We start from the raw sequence: 20,203 nt of genomic DNA on the forward strand, positions 1-20,203 counted from the left end.
TTTATTATAGTGTTTTTACAACGCTGGCACAGCGCGCACAAAGTGTAGGATGTTCGCTATCTTGACCTACTGTATCACGGTGGATCCAGCAGCGTTCACATTTTTCGAGATTAGATGCAACAACAACTGTTGCTACGCCTGTTTCTTCGTCTTTTACAGCCTCTGCCGGTGCAGCGCCGTTCACGATGTGAGCTTCGGATACGATAACGAGTTTAGCCAAGCCTTCTTCACCAAGAGCATTCAATGCATCAAATGCAGCGCCTTCAGCGTATACCGTAACGGATGCATCCAATGGGTGACCAATTGTTTTGTCTTGACGCGCAAGTTCCAAAGCTTTTTGTACGGATGTACGCAAGTCTAACAATTGGTTCCATTTGTCAGCCAATTCTTGGTTGAAGTGTTCAGGATGACCTTGTGGCCAATCTTGAAGCATAACGGATTCGCGCATACCCTCTTCTTTAGGCATGTATTTCCAAACTTCTTCTGCTGTAAAGGAAAGCACTGGAGATACCATAGCTACCAATGTTTTCAAGATTTCATACATAGCCGTTTGAGCGGAACGACGAGCTACGTTGTTTTTGCTTTCAGCATACATAGTATCTTTCATTACATCAAGATAGATGGAGCTCAAGTCCACGGTACAGAAGTTATGAATTGCATGGTATAACATGTGAAATTCATAATTTTCGTACGCATCAGTAACCTTTTGACGCACTTCTTCTAAGCGCAACAATGCCCATTTATCGAATTCGGACATATCTGCGTAAGCCACTTTATCAGTATTTGGATTGAAGTCATCCAAGTTGCCGAGCAAGAAGCGGAATGTATTACGGATCTTACGATATACTTCGGATAATTGTTTTACGATGTCTTTAGACAAACGTACGTCTGCTTGGTAATCTGCAGAGGATACCCACAAACGCATAACATCAGCGCCGTATACATCGATGATATCACTAGGTGCTACTGTATTACCTACAGATTTAGACATTTTGCGACCTTCGCCGTCCACGACGAAGCCGTGAGTCAATACGGAATTGTAAGGTGCCTTACCTGTTGTTGCCACTGCAGTTAACAAGGAAGAGTTGAACCAGCCGCGATGTTGGTCGGAACCTTCAAGGTACATAGCACATGGTACATCAAGATCATTAACTTCGAGTACGCCAGCCCAAGAGGAACCAGAGTCGAACCATACGTCCATGATGTCTGTTTCTTTTTTGAACTCATCATGACCGCAATGAGGACATTTGAAACCTTCTGGTAACAATTCTTTTGCACTATGAGCCCACCAAGCATCGGAGCCTTCTACGGCTACTTTTTCTTGTAATGCTTTGATAGTATCATCGTTGATGATGTGCTCGCCGCAGCTTTCACAATAGTAAATAGGAATTGGCACGCCCCAAATACGTTGACGGGAAATTACCCAGTCACCACGATCGCGAACCATGTTGAAGATACGGTCATGACCCCATTTAGGAATCCATTGCACTTGATTGTCGATTGCATCAAGAGCTTGTTGACGGTACCCATCTACAGAGGAGAACCATTGTTCTGTGGCACGGTAGATTACAGGATTTTTACAACGCCAGCAGTGAGCGTATTGGTGACGCAAGCTAGATTTGTGAAGCAATGCATTGTTGTGCGCTAAGATTTTGATTACAGGCACCTCTGCATCGTGGATTTCTACACCAGCCAATGGAAATTCAGTATCGCCATAACGGTTGTCGTCTACTTGTTTTGTGTAGTTACCAGTTTCATTAACAAGAGATACGATAGGAAGTTCAGTTTTGCCTTCCTTGTTATAACGCATAACGATGTTAAAGTCATCTTCACCGTGTGCAGGTGCTGTATGTACGCAACCAGTACCTGCTTCAAGTGTTACATGGTCACCACACAATACTGTAGCATTACGTTCAACAAATGGATGTTTGAATTCAGCCAATTCTAAATCTGCACCAGAGAAGCGATTTACGATTTCGTAGTCTTCGATACCGATATCTTTCATCGCCGCATCAACTAGCTCAGTAGCCATCAAGTAATATTCTTCGCCTACTTTTACCCAGCCATATTCAAGATCAGGGTTAACGGAGATTGCTACGTTGGCAGGCATTGTCCAAGGAGTAGTTGTCCAGATAACAGCAAATGCTTGTTTTGGATCTACACCAGCTGGCAATGTTACCTTTTTCTCGGATACGTAAGGGAATTTTACGTAGATGGAGAAGGATTTTTTCTCAGCATATTCGATTTCTGCTTCTGCCAATGCAGTTTCGCAGTGAGTGCACCAGTATACAGTTTTAAGACCTTTATAGATGTGTCCGCGTTTTGCCATTTCGCCGAAGATACCAAGTTGTTTTACTTCGAACTCAGGGCGCAATGTCAAATACGGACGATCCCATTCGCCTAATACACCAAAACGAATGAAGTCTTGTTTTTGTGTTTCTACACACTCCAATGCATATTCCTTACATTTATTGCGCAAGTCCAATGGAGCCATTTCATGACGGTTAAGACCTGTGTTTTTGATAACCGCATGCTCGATTGGCAAACCATGCGTATCCCAACCTGGGATATAACGCGTATAGTGACCAGTCATAGTCTTGTATTTCATAATGATATCCTTCAACGTTTTGTTGAGGGCATGACCGATGTGCAATTTACCGTTCGCATATGGAGGGCCATCATGCAAAATGAAAGGTTTTGCGTCTTTACGCAATTCCAAACGTTTTTGATAAATCTTGTTGTCCTCCCAGAATTTTAAGATTTCTGGTTCACGCTTAGGCAAATTGCCGCGCATTGGGAATTCTGTTTCAGGCAAATGTAACGTCTTACCGTAATCCATGATGTGCTCCTTTTACATAAAAAAATCGCCCGCCCCCGAAGGGACGGACGTCATATCCGTGGTACCACCCTACTGACTCTCGTTACTTGTGAAAGCTAGCGCCACCGCATTTCTGCGATTGTCACACCATGTTAGCACATGATTGTAACACATAAGACGCAACTCATCTCTCATATTGTGAAAGCCACTTAAACATATAACGGTGTTCACCGGCGGCGTTGCCGCTTGCTCCAAAGTGATCCGCACATCTCTAGATTTCCAAACCTTTCAGCCCATGAGTTTGGTCTCTACAAAATCCGTCTGAGACATGCCGTCTTTTTCAACGCAATATTCATATAATAGATAATTATAGGCTGGAAACAACATAATTGTCAAATATATATTCTATTTATACTAATAGACTCATTATACTTATTTGTTCGTATACCTCTAGTATTTAAAATATTCCAACTAACATATAAGAAAAAATCGCTTTATAGAATGCTTAAAAGTATCCCATTTATCTACATCTAAATATAACCCTTTGGAACATTTCACAATAACCCCTTCACGAATCAATATACGTAAGGTCCGTTTATTAATGGCACTGGCCTGTAAAACCTCATATTCTGATAATGCTGAATCCTCTGAACAAGCACCATTATCATGAAAATATTGAACAAGTTTATTTTGCCATCTTGTAATTGTTTCTGCACCAAAAGCCATATTATCACCTCATTACTTTGTAAAATTTTCAAAAACTTTAGTTCGCTGTTCTAAATATAACTTTGTTAACATACAGAATGGATCTTTATTGTCTATAACATTATCATATAAGTAAGATCTTCCTCGACAACCTCCGCCACACATATATTTATAGTCACAACTACTACAACCTTTAACATTATCTACTGTCATATGAGACCATATAGATTCCTTATTTTTTAGAATATTCTTCAAAAAATCCGTTTTAATATCCCCCATCTTCATAGTATCCTTATGAAGCATATGGCATGGATAAACCTCTCCATTTGCTGCAATACTAACCATTTTGCAACCCAATCCACAGCCCACTTTACAACATAGACCCTCTATTCCATCACTATTTCCATTAATAACACTATCTTCTATATAAACATTGTCTCCTTCATTAATTACTTTTACAATTTCATAAATATCATTATCATCTAAAATAAAGTCTGAGAAAGTTTTATCATATGGATCGACTGTAAATATACTGAAATTAAAGGATACTTTTAAACCTTCAGCCAGCCGAATATAATTTCTCATATATTTAATATTCTTTTTATGTAAAGTAAATATCAAATGAACATGTACAAGACTCTTAAAGTGTTCCACAAAATCTAAGACCTTGCCCATTATTCCTTCATTTCTGATAAATCTGGTTTCTCTATTATATCCATCTACAGATACACTTAAACTATCAATGAAGGGGATTGCTTTCTCTACTCGATTCCAATCCATTGTACCATTAGTAATGACCGCAACACTTATATTATGTTTTTTAATATGTGCCAAAATGTCTGCCATATCATTTCTTATAAAAGGTTCTCCACCTGATATAACTAACCGCTCAACCCCACAAGCTGCTAATTGATCAACAATATGCTTTAACTGTGCAGTAGTTAAATCTTTTTGTGTATTTCTTTCTTCTATATACGAGTAACAACCTACACAACTTAAATTACATCTATCCGTCACATGAAGATAGGCATTTTTCAAGACACTAGTGTCTTTTTTAAAATAACCAAACTCATTTAATGCAGCCATAATTTGTTTTTCATCATTATTAAGCGTATCTTCTTCAATTAAGCCTGCTTTCATTCTATTAACGAAGTCTATACCGGCATCATCTAATCCTATTATTGCCCCATTTTCTCCATTGCCAATAATATTTACTCCCTTAATATTAAATAAATATGTTCTATCATGAAGCATGCTGTTCATTTATTAGCCCTCCTTTTTCAATTAGTCTATAGAATAGAAATCCCTTTTTATACAAATCATCAAAATAGCCGACCTCTTTAATAGTTCCATCTTCTATTACAATAATTTCATCATACAGTTTCAAAATATCTTTTTCTAAAAAATGCGTTACATTAATAACAGTTGCATCAAGACTTACAAGTTCCTGTTCCAAAGTTTTCGCTGTAAGATTATCCAGGCCAAAAGAAAACTCATCAACTATAATAATATTTGATTGTTTTAAAAGTGCCCTACATATTTCAATCCGCTTTTTCTCTCCACCGGAGAAGTTATTTCCATTCTCTTGAACAATTGTTTTAATTCCTTTATCCAAACGTTCTATAATCCCCTTTAAATTTGCTTTATCAATGGATTGAGATAGGAGTTCCTCTGAAACAGTATTGCCTAATGTCAAGTTGTATTCCAAAGTATCATTAAACATTACGCTATGTTGTTGCATATAAGTGATATTGTCATACACTACTTCATCATTAATTTGATGATAGTCATATTCATCAAAAGTTATGCTTCCTAAATAACTATCATAATAACGTAAAATCAGTTTCAACAATGTCGTCTTACCACTCCCAGATGTGCCTACAATTGCATATTTTTTACCTTTTTTGAAACTAAGATTAATATCATTGAGTATATTTCGTTCTTTTCCGGGATATGCAAAACTTATATGTTTAAAATCTATACTTTTAGAAAAATTAATTTGATTATTAATAGGCTTCTCAATTGTATCAATATCAGTTGCGTTATCTTTTCTCAACTTAATCTGATCGATATGATTCCATATTTTTTTTGCTGAAACAACTTGACCTAACGACAGTAGTATCATCATGATGGGACTCATAATACTATTTGAAAGCTGTACGACCGCAATCATATCTCCTACACGTATTTCATTTATACTTACATAATACGCACATATCAAAAACATGGTAAGTCCTAGAATGAATGCAGTAAAAGTAGAAAGCAGCAGAACGAAATCTTCAAATAATTTACTCCTTAGCCTCTTATTTTCAAGGTCATTATTATAAAAATTAAAAGAGCTTATAATATTTTTCAATACACGATACGACTTTATCACTTCAAAGGCATTGAAATAATCCTTTATGACTCCATTAAACTGTCCAAAGCTACCAAGATATTCTTTCTTATATTTCCCCATCTTAGATCCCAATAAATTAGGAATAGCCAACCCAATTATCACAAGACCTAACATAATGAAGACTATTTTGAAATATATGGACCACATAATCACAAGTGATACAATAACAGTAGATACAGCTCCTATAATACTGTATAGTGTCTCAAAATAGTCTCGCTCTATAATATATATATCTTGATTCAGAATGGTAGTATAAGTAGATGTATTATCCTCTCGAAAGTCACTTATATTTTTGCTGAATAATTGATTGAATATGCGTTGTTTCTCATTTTTTATTATAAAATTAATCAATCTATCTTTTGTCAATACATATAAAGTAGATAATATAAAAATACCTATCGCAAACCCTAAGCATATAAATATCTGGAAGAAATCAATTCCCTGATTTTCAACTAACGAATTAGTAATCCATTGCATCAATATTGCTAACATCGGCATCATTATGGAATAAAGAACAGCCAAAATCAAAGAACCTATGGCAAGTAAAGGTCTTTGAAATAGTAAACTAAATCGTTTCATTGTTCTGATCTCTATTAAGCTTATAAAAAACAAACCAGTGTATAACTATGACAATTATAATACTAGTAATAGTATTTTCTATCGGACTGTTCAACGATTCGGAAATATTATTACTATTTACAAAATTACTATTCTGTAAAACGCTTTCAAGTCTGCTGCCAGTCAAAATAAAAAAGTTTTGTAAAATATTATATACTGAAAAGAAAACTATATTTATTCCCACTAACACTTTTAAACTTTTTCTACCTTTATTTTTAGATAGAATTAAGAGAATAACTGAAACAATAAGTTGACATGCAAATATACCTAAAATAGATAATGCATTAATTTTTTCAACACACATCGTTATAACTAATATACTAACTATATAGACGAGTAATAATATAAAAGTATATTTCTTCATAAATTGCTGGCCTCCTTCAATTATTAACAATGAATGATTGAAAAGATGAGTCAAACAATCATTGCATTATATAATAAATGCAATAAAACAGGATAAATTAATTTTCCAGTTTTATAATAAATAAATCCAGAAACAAGTCCAAATGGAAACCTAACGACAAGATTCGCTAAAAAACTCTGTCCTAAATGCGTTATAAAAGCAAATATTATTGCCGATATAAGTATAACTATATAATTATTTTTGAATATATGTTTCAATTGTGTAAAGATAACACCTTTACACCAAAACTCCTCACAAAAAGCGATTGGTATGTTCTGCACAAGAGCAAAAACAATATCTCCTTTAAAAATCATAGTCTTTACAACTATAAGAAATATAATCACAAGTGTGATAAGAATTACATCGAGAGGAAAATCAATTTTCAACCCTAAATCAACAGGATTACACACAGCATTATCATTCTTACGCAAATAAATAATAGGAAAAATGAACATTCCTATAATCATACTTATCCAAACTGTAAGTGCTGAAGAAAGATGCCCATATCGTAAATCACCAATAAGAAGGTCTACGATTATCCCTGAGATAATCGTAAAGAAAACTGGAAATATAGATAAAACAACAATATCGATATAGATTTTTTCTTTATATGATTTGCTTCGATCCATTTTTCAAAACCTTTGCAACAACCAATTATTGACATTATTAAAGAGCCTAATATCTAATAACAATAATAAAAAAAGAGTGTGCAAGATAATCTGAAAAGATGTAATTTAACATTACCTCCAGAGCATCTCCCACACCCTCGAAAAACATAAAACTTATTATATGACTTGTTTAAAATACAAAATAATATAGCCTTAAATGGTGGATTTATTCAATTAGTAGAAATTAAAATCATTATATTAAATTACTGTATTAAAATAAATAACGTTTATCAATAACGAGGATTACTAATTACCATCCACCTCGTCCATAACTACCACAGATATAGAAGCCTATAGAAACACAATTGCCAGAATTAAAAAGTTTTGCAAATAACATAATAAAACCTCCATTCATCCAATATTCCACCATTCAAGGCCTATGCATATTCCTTGCAATCATAAAAATCACAAAGAAATATGAACTTAAAAATTATGAAATAGCCTTTGCTCAGTGGTCATGAATAATGCAGGTTTATTATCTACTAGTTATTAAATTAATCATTTTTTAATTCAATGTATAAAATACATCGTTTATACTTCTACCGAGAACTACGGCTATATCATTTGCTAATTTTAAACTAGGAATCGTTTTTCCATTTTCGATACTATTAATTGTCGCTCTAGTAACACCTACTTTTCCCGCTAATTCATGCTGAGATAAGCCCAACATCGTTCTATAAAGCTTAATTTTGTTTGCCATTTCTCCCACTACTCCCTTTTACTCGTCTGTCATTGTAAAATAATTCTATCTATTATTCCAAAACAGACTTCAACACTCTTGCATTCAATACAACACGTCTTACAATCGGTACAACACGTCTTACATTCGATACAACACGTCTTACATTTACTACAATAAAATAAAAAAACTACGTCTAGCAAAGTCTATTGTACTTACAGTTAAATTAAAGTTACTTTTAGTAAGCTTTACTTTATGTAACCTCTACTTTACTTTTTGTAAAATATACTTTACCTTTTGTCAAATCAATTATACTTTTTTTATTTTTATATTGCAAGCATAAATTAAAAATTCATGTTTTCTTTAAATTACTTGACATAAAAGAACGGCATTTCATATCTATCGTATATCAAAAACAAAAACTCTCTTTATAGCAGAACCATAAAGAGAGTTAATATTATCAGTATTATTGACTACATCATAGCCTACATCACACTAGTCATAAGTAGTTTATCTACCAAGAACCAGAGCACAAAGATAGCGCAGAATAGTCCTGCAGTTAGTCCCATAGATGGTGTAGTATCAATAAGACCTAATTCACGGGCCATTTGTTTTGTTACAACTACTTGACCTGTAGGGGAGCCAAAGCGATTTGATTGGCTTTCACCAGGCAGAGCCATAAGGATCAACAGGATAATGGTCCCTACCACCGGAATGAATCCAATAAATACGAGTCCGCCTGATCGGCCTTGATCGTGTAAGCGTCGTACTGAAACGGCCACGCCAGGAATAACCATAATCATGGACAAAAGAACAAGAATGACCAAGCCAAAACCTACGCCTACTACACTAGACAGTGGGCTAATATAGCTCAAAAAAGCACAGGTAAACAGAATGGCCACAAACAACAATTGATAGACTAAAAAGAAATGCCAATATTCACTACGACTTGCACGACCATCAAAGTCAGCATATTTATAAACCAAACATTGTTTAAAGTTTTCAATCAAGCCTAGATTGTATTTATCTAACGAGATTTGTGGCCTACTAACATGCCCACATTCTGGACAGTAACAATCTGTTTTTAACACTTCATGTCCACAGTAGGGACAAGATTTCATAATAAACTCCTTCTAGTTACAAACAGGAATCAGCAAAGATTACGAAGTCCTGCTGTACTTAACACATATAACAACTTAGATATTTTTTATTTATTAATATCTATATTTTTGAATTCATCTGAAATTCATTTTACTACAAAGTGTTATATTGTCTATAAAGGAGATGTTAAACTTTTATAAAATAAAATAATGAGATTGTTAATAAATGCAGATCTTTATTACATATATCCATTCCCATTAATACCATACCATAATATCTCTCTAATGATATCGGCAATAATAATAGATTGGATAATAAAGATAGCAATCCCCATCGCCCAATCTTGGCGACGGGATGGAGTTTCTTCTAGACCAGTAGCTTTGCTAACCTCAGGAGTAATAGGTGTATATCCGGTTCTTTCACCATATGAATTCTCTCTTTGATCGCCACGACGCAATTCGTAAATGAGAAATATAAAGAATCCTATAACAGGAATAAATGAGATTAGCTGCGTCCAACCACTCCGGCCAATATCATGCATACGCCGCGCTGTGATAGCTATATTGGGAACTATAAAGAAAAGGGATACCCCTACAGCAACATTATCGATAAGCGTTTCATAATTAGGGAAGCCCAAGTTACTACATAGTAAAGCCAAAATCCCAAGTACCCCTTGAATCAGCGTAACGCCTGCCACGAATCGCCAATATTCACTACGGCTAGCACGACCGTTAAAATTAGCATAATTCTTAATACCTAATTTGAAGGCATCGGTATAATTCAAATCATATATATTTATGGTTGACATAACCTAATCCTCCTCCGCAGCTTCAATAGCAACAATGCCCCAGCCTTTGCCTTCATTATGCAAACGAACTAATAGAGGCTCTAGATTATCTTCAAAGGTAACGGTAAAGCCCATATAATTTACAACAATATCATCATCTTGGTCTTGAGAAACATAGTCAAGCTGTATCGCTTTTACCTTAGGAACCTCTTCCTTAGCCATGGCTTGTTCCCATAGTTCAAAGGTACCATATCGTTCCATAGCGCGAGCACTCAAATAACGATATGCACCATGATAATCCTTTTTGTTGAGGGCTTCATAATAATTACTTACCACAGTACGCCCCTCTGTTGTAGCCGTTTCACTTTGTAAAAGACGATTAGCTTGTTTCGTTAACGAACTAGGTTCCAAATTGCCATAAGCAGTCTCCTCTACTATAAAATTATGATTAATCATTGTACTACCTGCACTAATAGCTAGGCAGCCTAATACTAATATAGCCACAATAAAGAGGCCCGATACGGAACGTTTTTCCTCTAATCCATTAGATACAGGCGATGTGCGCTTACAGAATAGATACAATAATGCAAGCCAGCCTAAAATAGGAACCAAAAGCAAAATCATCAACATTGGATCATTATTAGAGTCTCGTAACCGTCTTGCCATTAACATAATCTTCGGCAAGCATAACAGGATGGACAGTACAAATAATACGCCGCCACCGATAGAGACAACATAAAGAAATCCGTACGGTATATAGGTTGCAAGACCTGTAATACATATAATTAAGCCATATACAAAGGATATAGCGCTTATGGTGAGCCAAAAATCGGCTGTATTTGTACGTCCCTTACTGTTCGCATAGTTTTCCACTAACTCACGATAGAGGATTTCGTATACTCTCTGTTTCATAAAGCTCCTACTATAAATCTTAGATAATATTAAATAATAAACATATATAGATATTCCTATTATACTATGATTTATCAACTTAGTTGATTCATTTTTTGTTCATGAAATATGCCTATACTACAGATATATTTCTTACAACTAAAATTCGTACAATTAATTATACAGGAGATAATTATGAAAGCTAAATTAATGAAAGCAGTAGCTTTAGCTAGCTTAGGTGCCTTCTTAACAGTTGGTATTGGTACCAATGTAGCCCAAGCTAAAGATTATCACTTCAAAATCGGTGAAAATCATCGCATGGTAAAAAATGATGATGGCACAGTAGATAGCAGCGATCATCCATGGTACAAAGTAAATGATAAAAAGAAAAAGCACAGAAAGCATAGAATATCTGAACGTGAAAAGCATGATAAAAATGCAACAGCAAAACGCAGTGAACGACATCAACGTTCTGAATCTTCTAATGACTAAGCCTTGCGCATAATACATATTACTAGCCCTAAAAACACAAAACTAAATTAACCAACCAATGAAAAGGACGTTATACATTGTATAACGTCCTTTTGTGTTATCCCCTATATAATTTTTCCCAAGGCTATATGAGTTATTATGTTATGCGCCAGCCTTTAGAACAGCTTGTTTCATGGATTGTACGTAATCAAACAACGCTTTGTCCGCATGTTCACCGTGTTCTGCCACGATTTTAACGATGGCAGAGCCTACGATAGCACCGTCGGATACGCGCGCCATAGCTTCCGCTTGTTCTGGCTTAGAGATACCAAAACCAACAGCTACAGGGATATCCGTATATTTGCGAATCATTTCAACAATGGATTTAATATCCGTCTTAATTTCACTGCGCATGCCTGTAACGCCAAGTGAGGATACACAGTATACAAAGCCTTCTGCGTCTTTGGCAATCATTTCGATGCGGTTTTCAGATGTTGGCGCAATTAAGGATACAACTTCAACACCATGCTTATGAGCCACACTAGCAAGCTCGCTTTTTTCTTCAAACGGCATGTCTGGTACGATAACACCAGAGATTCCCACCTCTTCACAGAGGGTAAAGAATTTTTCACGACCAAATACGTAAATAGGATTCAAATAGGTCATGAATACGAGCGGTATAGTCACCGCATCATCACCTGTACGCAGACTACGCACCATATCGAAGATATCATTGATTTTTACGCCTGTAGATAATGCGCGTGTACTTGCTTCTTGGATAACTGGGCCTTCCGCTGTGGGATCGGAGAAAGGAATACCGATTTCCACCATGTCTGCACCGGCTTTCACCATAATGCGAATATAACGTTCTGTATTTTCAATACCGTGGTCACCAGCACTAATGAACGGGATGAATGCCTTGCCCTTTGTGAAAGCGTCTTTAATTTTACTCATGAAGATCCACCCCTCTATATTTCGCCATAGCCGCTACGTCTTTGTCACCGCGACCAGATAAACAAATAATAATGATGTCGTCCTTGCTCATAGTAGGAGCAATTTTACGAGCATGCGCCACCGCGTGAGCACTTTCGATAGCAGGGATAATGCCCTCTAAGCGAGACAAGTATTCAAAAGCATCTACTGCTTCGTCATCCGTTACAGGCACATATTCAGCACGACCGCTATCGTGCAAGTACGCATGTTCAGGACCGATACCAGGGTAATCGAGACCTGCAGAAATAGAATATACTGGAGCAATTTGACCGTCTTCATCTTGGCAGAAGTAGGATTTCATGCCATGGAAGATACCAACAGAACCTTTTGCGATTGTTGCTGCATGTTCCTCTGTATCGATGCCGCGACCTGCTGCTTCACAACCGATGAGACGAACACCTTCATCAGGAATAAAGTGATAAAATATGCCCATCGCATTGGAGCCGCCACCTACACAAGCCATAACAGCTGTTGGCAATTTACCTTCTGCTTCGAGGATTTGTTCACGCGCTTCACGGCTGATAATGGATTGGAAATCGCGTACGATCATAGGGAATGGATGGGCACCCATAACGGAGCCCAATACATAGTGCGTATCGGACATGCGGTTTGTCCATTCGCGCAACGCTTCGGAAACCGCATCTTTCAATGTGCTAGTCCCTGTTGTTACAGGATGCACCTTAGCACCTAGCAATTCCATACGATATACGTTAAGCGCTTGACGTTCACAGTCCTCTGCACCCATGTATACTTCGCATTCCATGCCCATCAATGCAGCAATAGTGGCCGTTGCCACACCGTGTTGACCTGCCCCAGTTTCAGCAATAACGCGTGTTTTACCCATCCGTTTTGCCAATAACATTTGGCCGATTACATTATTCAACTTGTGAGAACCAGTATGGTTTAAGTCCTCACGTTTTAAATAAATTTTGGCTCCCCCAAGGTCCTTTGTCATACGGTCCGCATAGTATAAAAGAGATGGGCGACCTGTATATTTTTTATGTAAATCCTCAAGTTCGTGCACGAAATCAGGATCATCTTTGTACTTGTTGTACGCCTCTTCCAATTCGATGACTGCATTCATCAATGTTTCTGGCATAAATTGACCCCCAAAGGATCCAAAATAACCATGTCTTTGTTCACTCATATAACTTACCTTTCTATATACCATTCCTGCTAGCACGCCATATTATAGCATTGCTATTGTTCTCACAATGTTGGTGAAAGCTTTTATCTTCTCATCGTCCTTCACGCCATTTGTTTCAATACCACTACTGATATCGATGCCGTACGGTCGAACCGTACGAATGGCACGCGCCACATTGGTGCTATCGATACCACCAGCCAGCATAAATGGTCGTTCAAACTCATCTAAGCAAGACCAGTCGAATACTTCGCCTGTACCGCCGCGCTCATCTTTGTGGTACGCATCAAATAATAGCATATCCGCACTACTATCAATCCACGCCTCTGCATCTGCAGCGCTACGGATTTGAACAGCCTTCCAGACCTCTACATTAGTACGTTCTTTTAAGGATTGGATGAAAGCTTCATCTTCATCGCCATGCAATTGCACCGCATCAAGATTTACTTCTGTGGCAATCGTAACGAGATTTTCTAGCGTTTCATTGACGAAAACACCTACCGTTTTAATAAATTCTTGTACTACATCATTACTCCATTGTATGACATCTCTGTTATATCGATTTGCATATTGTTTGTGTAGCTCACTTACTAAAATCTTAGCTTGGTCTACAGTGACTTGTCGTTTACTTGATGCAAATACAAGGCCCATGTAGTCTGGTTTTGCTTCTACTACAGCAGGGATTGTTTCCACTTTGGAGATACCGCACATCTTAACCTTTGGTGTGTAGTAGGTTGGACCATAGAGATATGCTAATTTCTCCACCTTGTTAGGAGAACGCATAAAGGTTTCACCCATCAAGGCTACGCCGATATTGTTATCCCGCAACACTTGAATATCCTCTGGTGTTTCAAGGCCGCTTTCAGATACGAAGATCACATCGTCTTGAACGAGATTCCGCAAGCGTACACTGTTTTGTACATCTACAGTAAAGTCTTTCAAATTGCGGTTGTTAACGCCGATAATACGCGCACCGCAATCGATGGCCATTTGTACTTCGTGCTCATCATGAGCCTCTACCAAAGAGGACAATCCAAGCGAATCAGCTAGCTCACGGAACTTTGTTAATGTTGGCACATCGAGGCATGCACAGATTAATAAGATGGCACTAGCGCCCCAAACCTTCGCTTGGTAGATTTGGTATTCATCGATGATAAAGTCCTTGCGAAGCACGGGAATTTTTACGGTGCTTGCAATCTCTTGCAAATATTTTTTATCGCCTTTAAAGAAGTCTGGCTCCGTCAATACAGAGATAGCCGCTGCACCAGCAACCTCATATTCTTTAGCGATGTCTAAATATGGGAAGTCCTCAGCAATGATTCCCTTAGATGGAGATGCCTTCTTTACTTCGCAAATAAAGTTGAAGTCTTGCTGACGAAGGGCTGCTTCAAAAGGAAATCCTGTATCAGATGGTAACGCTAAAGCCGCTGCTTTCACAGCCTCAGGAGACTCCACCTGTTTTTCTTGGGCTACCCGAATTTTGGTAGCCTCTATAATCTTATCTAAAATCAATGGTCATACCTCTTGGGTTGCTTTCACAAACTGTTCCATTGTCGCAAGCGCCTTACCAGAATCGATTATATGTTTCGCCTCTTCGATGCCCTCTGCCAATGTAATGCCGTCTTTTGCTAGGTAAATCGCCATGCCCGCGTTAAGAACAACCGCAGTGCGTTTACCGCCTTGCTCACCACCGAGAACGCGGCGAGTAATCTCAGCGTTCACCGTAGCATCGCCACCTTCAAGCTCAGTTTTATCAGCGTATTCGAAACCATATTCCTTAGGATCGAATTCGTAGCTTGTGAAAGTACCATTATTAATTTCGCATACGTACGTTTTATTGGTAGCCGTAATCTCATCAAGGCCGTCAAAGCCGTGTACCACAGCACCGCGTTTAACGCCAAGATTAGCCAATACGCGAGCCAACGGTTCTACTAAGGATTTGTCGTAAACACCCATCAACTCAACCGTAGCACCGGCTGGATTTGCCAAAGGTCCAAGGATGTTAAACACAGTACGCACGCCCAATGCCTTACGTACAGGGCCTGCATATTTCATAGCTTGATGATATACAGGCGCAAACATGAAGCACATATTGGCTTTGTTAAGCACTGCCTCGTTTTGTTCACCATTAAGCTCTAATTTAGCGCCCAACGCTTCGATCAAGTCTGCAGCACCACATTTACTAGATACACTGCGGTTACCATGCTTTGCTACAGGAATGCCTGCTGCAGAAATAATGAACCCAGACGTAGTGGAAATGTTGAACGTATTAGCCTCGTCACCACCAGTACCTACAATTTCCACAACAGTGCCGTTATGAGGCACGGAGCCAGCCTTCTCGCGCATAACCTCAGCGAACGCCGTAACCTCATCTACAGTAGGGCCCTTTGCTGCCAATGCGCATAAGAAACCAGCCATAGGAACCTCGGCTACCTCACCGCTCATAATTTTATTCATTGTATCTTTAGCAAGGTCGTAAGATAAATCCTGACCATGCGTTACTGCATATAATGCGTCTTTAATCATTTATATCTCCTTACTTGTTGTTCATTTTACTTCGGTTCAACGATAATAGGGCATATACCAGCGTTAATGCTACATGTGATTCACGTGGACCTATGCCCTCCACTGGCCGGGTCTGACTGCGGCCTGTGGCCTTCGCAGGGCCAAAGTCGGGCCTAGAACCCCGTGAACTCACATAAACACTAGGACATTTAATCTTTTATATGCCCTACTCACCGTCCCAATCGCAATAAAATGAACAACAATTCAATATCTCTCAAATGATCCTGCGCATTATATAAAGTAACGCACAGGTCATTTCTTTATAAGGTGGTGGGAATGGTGGTGCTTTGCACCACCTTTTCCTATATTAGGAGTTCTGATTCGCAGATTTCTTAAAAAAAATATAACTACAGTTCACAATATGTATTGTAGAGGGGCTATTAAGTAGGTACTACCAAAGTTGAGTTGGCAGGAAATAAGGTCTTAAGGAGCGACTTGGCGGCCCCACGTAGTGGGGTGGGTGGCCATCGGAGTTCCGAGAGACCTTATTTCTGCCTTACCGTACTAGTAACTAATAATAGCTCCTCGAATACAAAACAGTGGTTATTTTTCTAAGAAATTGCGAATCATTTGTTCCCCGTTCGGTGTCATGATGGATTCCGGATGGAATTGCACTCCATATATCGGGTAGTCTTTGTGTTCTACGCTCATTACTTCGCCGTCGTCTGTAATGGATGTGACGATGAGTTCGCTTGGCATGGTTTCGTCGATAATCGCCAAGGAGTGGTATCGAGCGACTTCAAATTGTTCAGGCAAGCCCTTGAGGATTTTGGATGGGTGTACTTGTTTGGCTACGCTTTGTTTGCCGTGCATTACTTGTTTAGCGTAAGAAACGGTGCCGCCGAATACTTCGCCGATGGCTTGGTGTCCGAGGCATACGCCGAGGATTGGGAATTCCCCTTTGCATTCACGCAATAGCTCTTCGTATACACCCGCATCAGCTGGTCTGCCAGGTCCTGGTGAAAGTATCACATAGTCTGGTTTCAAAGCACGGATTTCTTCAACTGTTAATTCATCGCTGCGGATGACTTTAATATCTGGATCGATAGAGCCTACTAATTGATATAGATTAAAGGAAAAGCTATCGTAATTATCTATAAGGAGTACCATTATTCTACCTCCTGTGCATCTGTAATTGCGGAAATCATGGATTGGCCTTTGATCAAGGTTTCATTAAACTCGCTTTCAGGAACGCTATCTCGAACGATGCCTGCGCCAGCGCGAACATAAACCTTACCGCCTTTATTCATAGCCATGCGGATGCCGATACATACGTCCATGTTACCAGAGAAGTCGATGTAACCTACGGCACCTCCGTATACACCGCGCGGACTTTTTTCAAGTTCGTGTAAAATTTCTATAGCACGAATCTTAGGCGCCCCAGACAAGGTGCCTGCTGGCAGTGTAGCACCGATTGCATCGAGTGCATCTTTGCCGTCTTGCATGTCACCGCTTACAGTAGATGTAATGTGAATTACATGGGAGAAACGTTGCAACATATGTAACGCCTCTACTTTTACGGAACCAAATTTAGAAATTTTACCTAAATCGTTACGACCAAGGTCAACAAGCATATTATGTTCAGCCAATTCTTTTTCGTCATTGATAAGTTTTTCTTCAATCGCAAGGTCCTCTGCTTCATTTTTGCCACGGCGCATAGTGCCTGCAATTGGGAAGGTGTACATTTTGCCGTCTGTCAGTTTCACCAATGTCTCTGGAGATGCCCCTGTGAGCTCTACATCGCCACCAGATAGGTAGAACATATATGGAGATGGATTCAAAGTACGCAATACGCGGTATGCATTTAACAAGCTGCCTTCGAATTCAGCTTCGCGTCGGTTAGATACAACACATTGGAAGATATCCCCTTCCTTGATATAGTGCTGCGTCTTTTTAACAACTGCTTCAAACTCATCCTTTGTAAATTCAGAGGTAAACTCTGTTTTAAGGATGCCTTTTGGCACATCCGCCTCTTTGCCGTTTACAACGAGATCAGCAAGAGTTTTCAATTCAAGCTCAGCCTTGTTGTAGTTGCGTTCTAAATCATTTGTGCTGATGTTAGCGATTAAGTAAATTTTATTTTTATAGTGATCAAAAGCGATAACCTTATCAAAGAGCATAAGGTCTACATCGTTTACCATCGCAGAGTCATCATCTGGCGTTGGGAAATCCAATGTTGGCTCGATGTAACGAATATATTCACATGCGAAGTACCCTACAAAGCCACCTGTAAAAGTTGGTAACTCTTCTAAGCGAGGGCTTTTATATTGGCTCAAAATATTACGAATCTCTGCGGCTGGATCAGAGCACTCAAAGGTACGTGTAGTACCGTCTTTGATGGTCATTTTATGATTTTTACAGAATAGCTCAATCTTAGGATCGTAGCCCAAGAAGGAATAACGGCCCCAATGATTACTATTATCCGCACTTTCAAGCAAGTACGTATGACTGCTCACTTGTTTTAACGCTTTCAACACGCTAATCGGTGTGCGTACGTCGGATAAAATTTCCATATATACAGGCACGATATCGTAGCCCGGTGCGATAGCTTTCACACGGTCAAGACTAGGGAAAATCATGAGAACCTCCATCTGGCATTTGCCAATAAAAAAACTCGCCCATGACAATATAACGTCAAGGACGAGTTTATAGTTCTATTATTACAATATGATTGTATGTGCTATAAATCGCGGTACCACCTTGTTTGAATGCAGTGCATTCCCCTTTCGCAGGATACTAACATATCCCTCACGACTAACGCTCGTGTGACGTCGCACCATACTAGGAATGAAAGTTCATTCTGTTCCATGCGCCCTCGGTGGTCCATTTAATAAGCTGCGTACTACGGGTTCTCAGCTAATCCCGCTCTCTGTGAGTGCATTTCCTATTTTTATCTCCACCTCATCGGTTTCTTTAGGCGAGTATAAAATTATAATCTGATTATAATGTTTCTATAGAATGAAAGTCAAGGAAAATCTTAACTTTCAATACGCCAAGATTTTTTAAACAAAAGATAATAACTAACAAAAATATTAATATACGGAACAAAAAGTCCAATAATCCACAACCCGCTTAATAGAGAATCATGAAGTCTACGTATGCCTAATGTAATCATTGCTAAAGCTGGCCATATCAGGATATACATAAAGCCCCACTGTGGTATATAAAGAGGTATACCAACCTGAACAATTAACGATACTACGGATATAGCCATATACATAATGACATCCATGAAAAGACGAGATCCTACAAGACCAACCCAAAAAGCTGATACGGAAGCTCTTCCTTTAATATCGAATGGCTTAGCAAATAAAACATCCCATATACAACCACACACATAGTCGAATGTACCAATATCTTTATCTTCACTAACGGTGGAGCTTCTATCGTAGGCAATAATATAGTTATTATAGCTATCCCGCCCTTCATCTAAGCCATACTTATTAAAATCAGGCACACTAAGAGGCAACGCAAAACAAGCCAAGATAAAATACTGCCAGAAAAATCCTTCCCAATAAAAGCCTGCATTGATAAAGGTTTCAGATATAGATTCCCAACTGAAACTCATCCCCCAATACACCCACAAACTTAGGTATGCTATGGGTACTAAGATCATATACCACAAGGATGAACCACAGTCATTTAGTCTACGTTTGAGGATAAAAATAGTTGCAATTACATGTATAATCTGTAGACATCCAAAATAAATATAAGACAAATACTGACTATCTTGCAGTGAACGACCTTGAATAAGCACTACCAATAAACCAAATATAAGATAGGATAAAAATTTACTAACCATTAAGCCAAGCACACCCCACAAATATGCTAGTCTGCCTATCCTTTGATTCACTCTCAACATTTCTATATTTTGTTTAAATAGTGAAATTTCATTATGTAACCACATTAAAATAAAGCTCTCTTCTCTCTCATACCGAAGGATATCTACAAATTAAAGCTAT

The 20,203-nt window shown here is 38.4% G+C and carries 18 protein-coding genes; 1 reads left to right on the forward strand and 17 read right to left on the reverse strand.

Going from position 1 to position 20,203, the window contains the following annotated elements:
• Positions 1-4: 4 nt before the first annotated feature.
• The 10 genes from ileS to E7K77_RS05405 form a co-directional block, all read right to left on the reverse strand.
• Positions 5-2,839: an isoleucine--tRNA ligase gene (gene ileS, locus E7K77_RS05360; RefSeq protein ID WP_287526325.1), complete on the reverse strand. Its 2,835-nt coding sequence runs from the start codon at positions 2,837-2,839 to the stop codon at positions 5-7.
• Positions 2,840-3,289: 450 nt separating this feature from the next.
• A complete protein-coding gene (locus E7K77_RS05365) occupies positions 3,290-3,544 on the reverse strand; it encodes a hypothetical protein (RefSeq protein ID WP_012863771.1) in 255 nt (84 codons plus the stop codon).
• A 12-nt stretch (positions 3,545-3,556) separates the two neighbouring features.
• Entirely contained in the window at positions 3,557-4,786 is a 1,230-nt protein-coding gene (locus E7K77_RS05370) for a radical SAM/SPASM domain-containing protein (protein WP_287526322.1), read from the reverse strand.
• On the reverse strand, positions 4,767-6,500 hold the full coding sequence (locus E7K77_RS05375; protein WP_287526319.1) for an ABC transporter ATP-binding protein: 1,734 nt from the start codon (positions 6,498-6,500) through the stop codon (positions 4,767-4,769). The genes E7K77_RS05370 and E7K77_RS05375 overlap by 20 nt, the downstream gene beginning before the upstream one ends.
• Positions 6,487-6,903, reverse strand: a complete 417-nt coding sequence (locus E7K77_RS05380) for a hypothetical protein (RefSeq protein ID WP_325306401.1) — start codon at positions 6,901-6,903, stop codon at positions 6,487-6,489. The genes E7K77_RS05375 and E7K77_RS05380 overlap by 14 nt, the downstream gene beginning before the upstream one ends.
• A gap of 50 nt (positions 6,904-6,953) precedes the next feature.
• On the reverse strand, positions 6,954-7,571 hold the full coding sequence (locus E7K77_RS05385) for a CPBP family intramembrane glutamic endopeptidase (protein WP_287526316.1): 618 nt from the start codon (positions 7,569-7,571) through the stop codon (positions 6,954-6,956).
• Between the two features lie 544 nt (positions 7,572-8,115).
• On the reverse strand, positions 8,116-8,310 hold the full coding sequence (locus E7K77_RS05390) for a helix-turn-helix transcriptional regulator (protein ID WP_012863766.1): 195 nt from the start codon (positions 8,308-8,310) through the stop codon (positions 8,116-8,118).
• Positions 8,311-8,774: 464 nt separating this feature from the next.
• Complete coding sequence (locus tag E7K77_RS05395) at positions 8,775-9,410, reverse strand: DUF805 domain-containing protein (RefSeq protein WP_325306402.1); 636 nt, start codon at positions 9,408-9,410, stop codon at positions 8,775-8,777.
• A 218-nt stretch (positions 9,411-9,628) separates the two neighbouring features.
• Entirely contained in the window at positions 9,629-10,198 is a 570-nt protein-coding gene (locus tag E7K77_RS05400; protein ID WP_278472840.1) for a DUF805 domain-containing protein, read from the reverse strand.
• Positions 10,199-10,201: 3 nt separating this feature from the next.
• A complete protein-coding gene (locus tag E7K77_RS05405; RefSeq protein WP_325306404.1) occupies positions 10,202-11,089 on the reverse strand; it encodes a DUF805 domain-containing protein in 888 nt (295 codons plus the stop codon).
• A 174-nt stretch (positions 11,090-11,263) separates the two neighbouring features.
• Between E7K77_RS05405 and E7K77_RS05410 the strand changes: the two genes are divergently transcribed.
• Positions 11,264-11,560 carry a hypothetical protein gene (locus E7K77_RS05410; RefSeq protein WP_278605044.1) on the forward strand — a complete coding sequence of 99 codons (297 nt, stop codon included), beginning with the start codon at positions 11,264-11,266 and terminating at the stop codon, positions 11,558-11,560.
• 141 nt (positions 11,561-11,701) lie between these two features.
• Here E7K77_RS05410 and trpA read toward each other — a convergent pair whose 3' ends face one another.
• The 7 genes from trpA to E7K77_RS05445 all read right to left on the reverse strand — a co-directional run bounded on the left by trpA (position 11,702) and on the right by E7K77_RS05445 (position 20,148).
• Positions 11,702-12,493, reverse strand: a complete 792-nt coding sequence (gene trpA / locus E7K77_RS05415) for a tryptophan synthase subunit alpha (protein WP_278605043.1) — start codon at positions 12,491-12,493, stop codon at positions 11,702-11,704.
• Positions 12,486-13,679, reverse strand: coding sequence for a tryptophan synthase subunit beta (gene trpB / locus E7K77_RS05420; RefSeq protein ID WP_278605042.1), 1,194 nt, complete (start codon positions 13,677-13,679; stop codon positions 12,486-12,488). Before trpB ends, trpA begins: the two co-directional genes overlap by 8 nt.
• A 42-nt stretch (positions 13,680-13,721) precedes the next feature.
• The gene (gene trpCF / locus E7K77_RS05425) at positions 13,722-15,188 is read right to left on the reverse strand and encodes a bifunctional indole-3-glycerol-phosphate synthase TrpC/phosphoribosylanthranilate isomerase TrpF (protein ID WP_325306405.1); all 1,467 of its coding nucleotides are present in this window, start codon (positions 15,186-15,188) and stop codon (positions 13,722-13,724) included.
• Between the two features lie 3 nt (positions 15,189-15,191).
• Positions 15,192-16,202, reverse strand: a complete 1,011-nt coding sequence (trpD, locus tag E7K77_RS05430) for an anthranilate phosphoribosyltransferase (RefSeq protein WP_287510527.1) — start codon at positions 16,200-16,202, stop codon at positions 15,192-15,194.
• Between the two features lie 582 nt (positions 16,203-16,784).
• Positions 16,785-17,351, reverse strand: coding sequence for an anthranilate synthase component II (locus E7K77_RS05435; RefSeq protein ID WP_287507122.1), 567 nt, complete (start codon positions 17,349-17,351; stop codon positions 16,785-16,787).
• Positions 17,351-18,820 (reverse strand): anthranilate synthase component I family protein, encoded by a 1,470-nt coding sequence (locus E7K77_RS05440; protein ID WP_287507125.1) that lies wholly within the window; start codon positions 18,818-18,820, stop codon positions 17,351-17,353. Before E7K77_RS05440 ends, E7K77_RS05435 begins: the two co-directional genes overlap by 1 nt.
• A gap of 398 nt (positions 18,821-19,218) precedes the next feature.
• Positions 19,219-20,148, reverse strand: coding sequence for a DUF805 domain-containing protein (locus E7K77_RS05445; RefSeq protein WP_287510528.1), 930 nt, complete (start codon positions 20,146-20,148; stop codon positions 19,219-19,221).
• Between the last annotated feature and the right edge of the window lie 55 nt (positions 20,149-20,203).

This window comes from Veillonella parvula, from assembly GCF_032577575.1.
Lineage (GTDB): Bacteria > Bacillota > Negativicutes > Veillonellales > Veillonellaceae > Veillonella.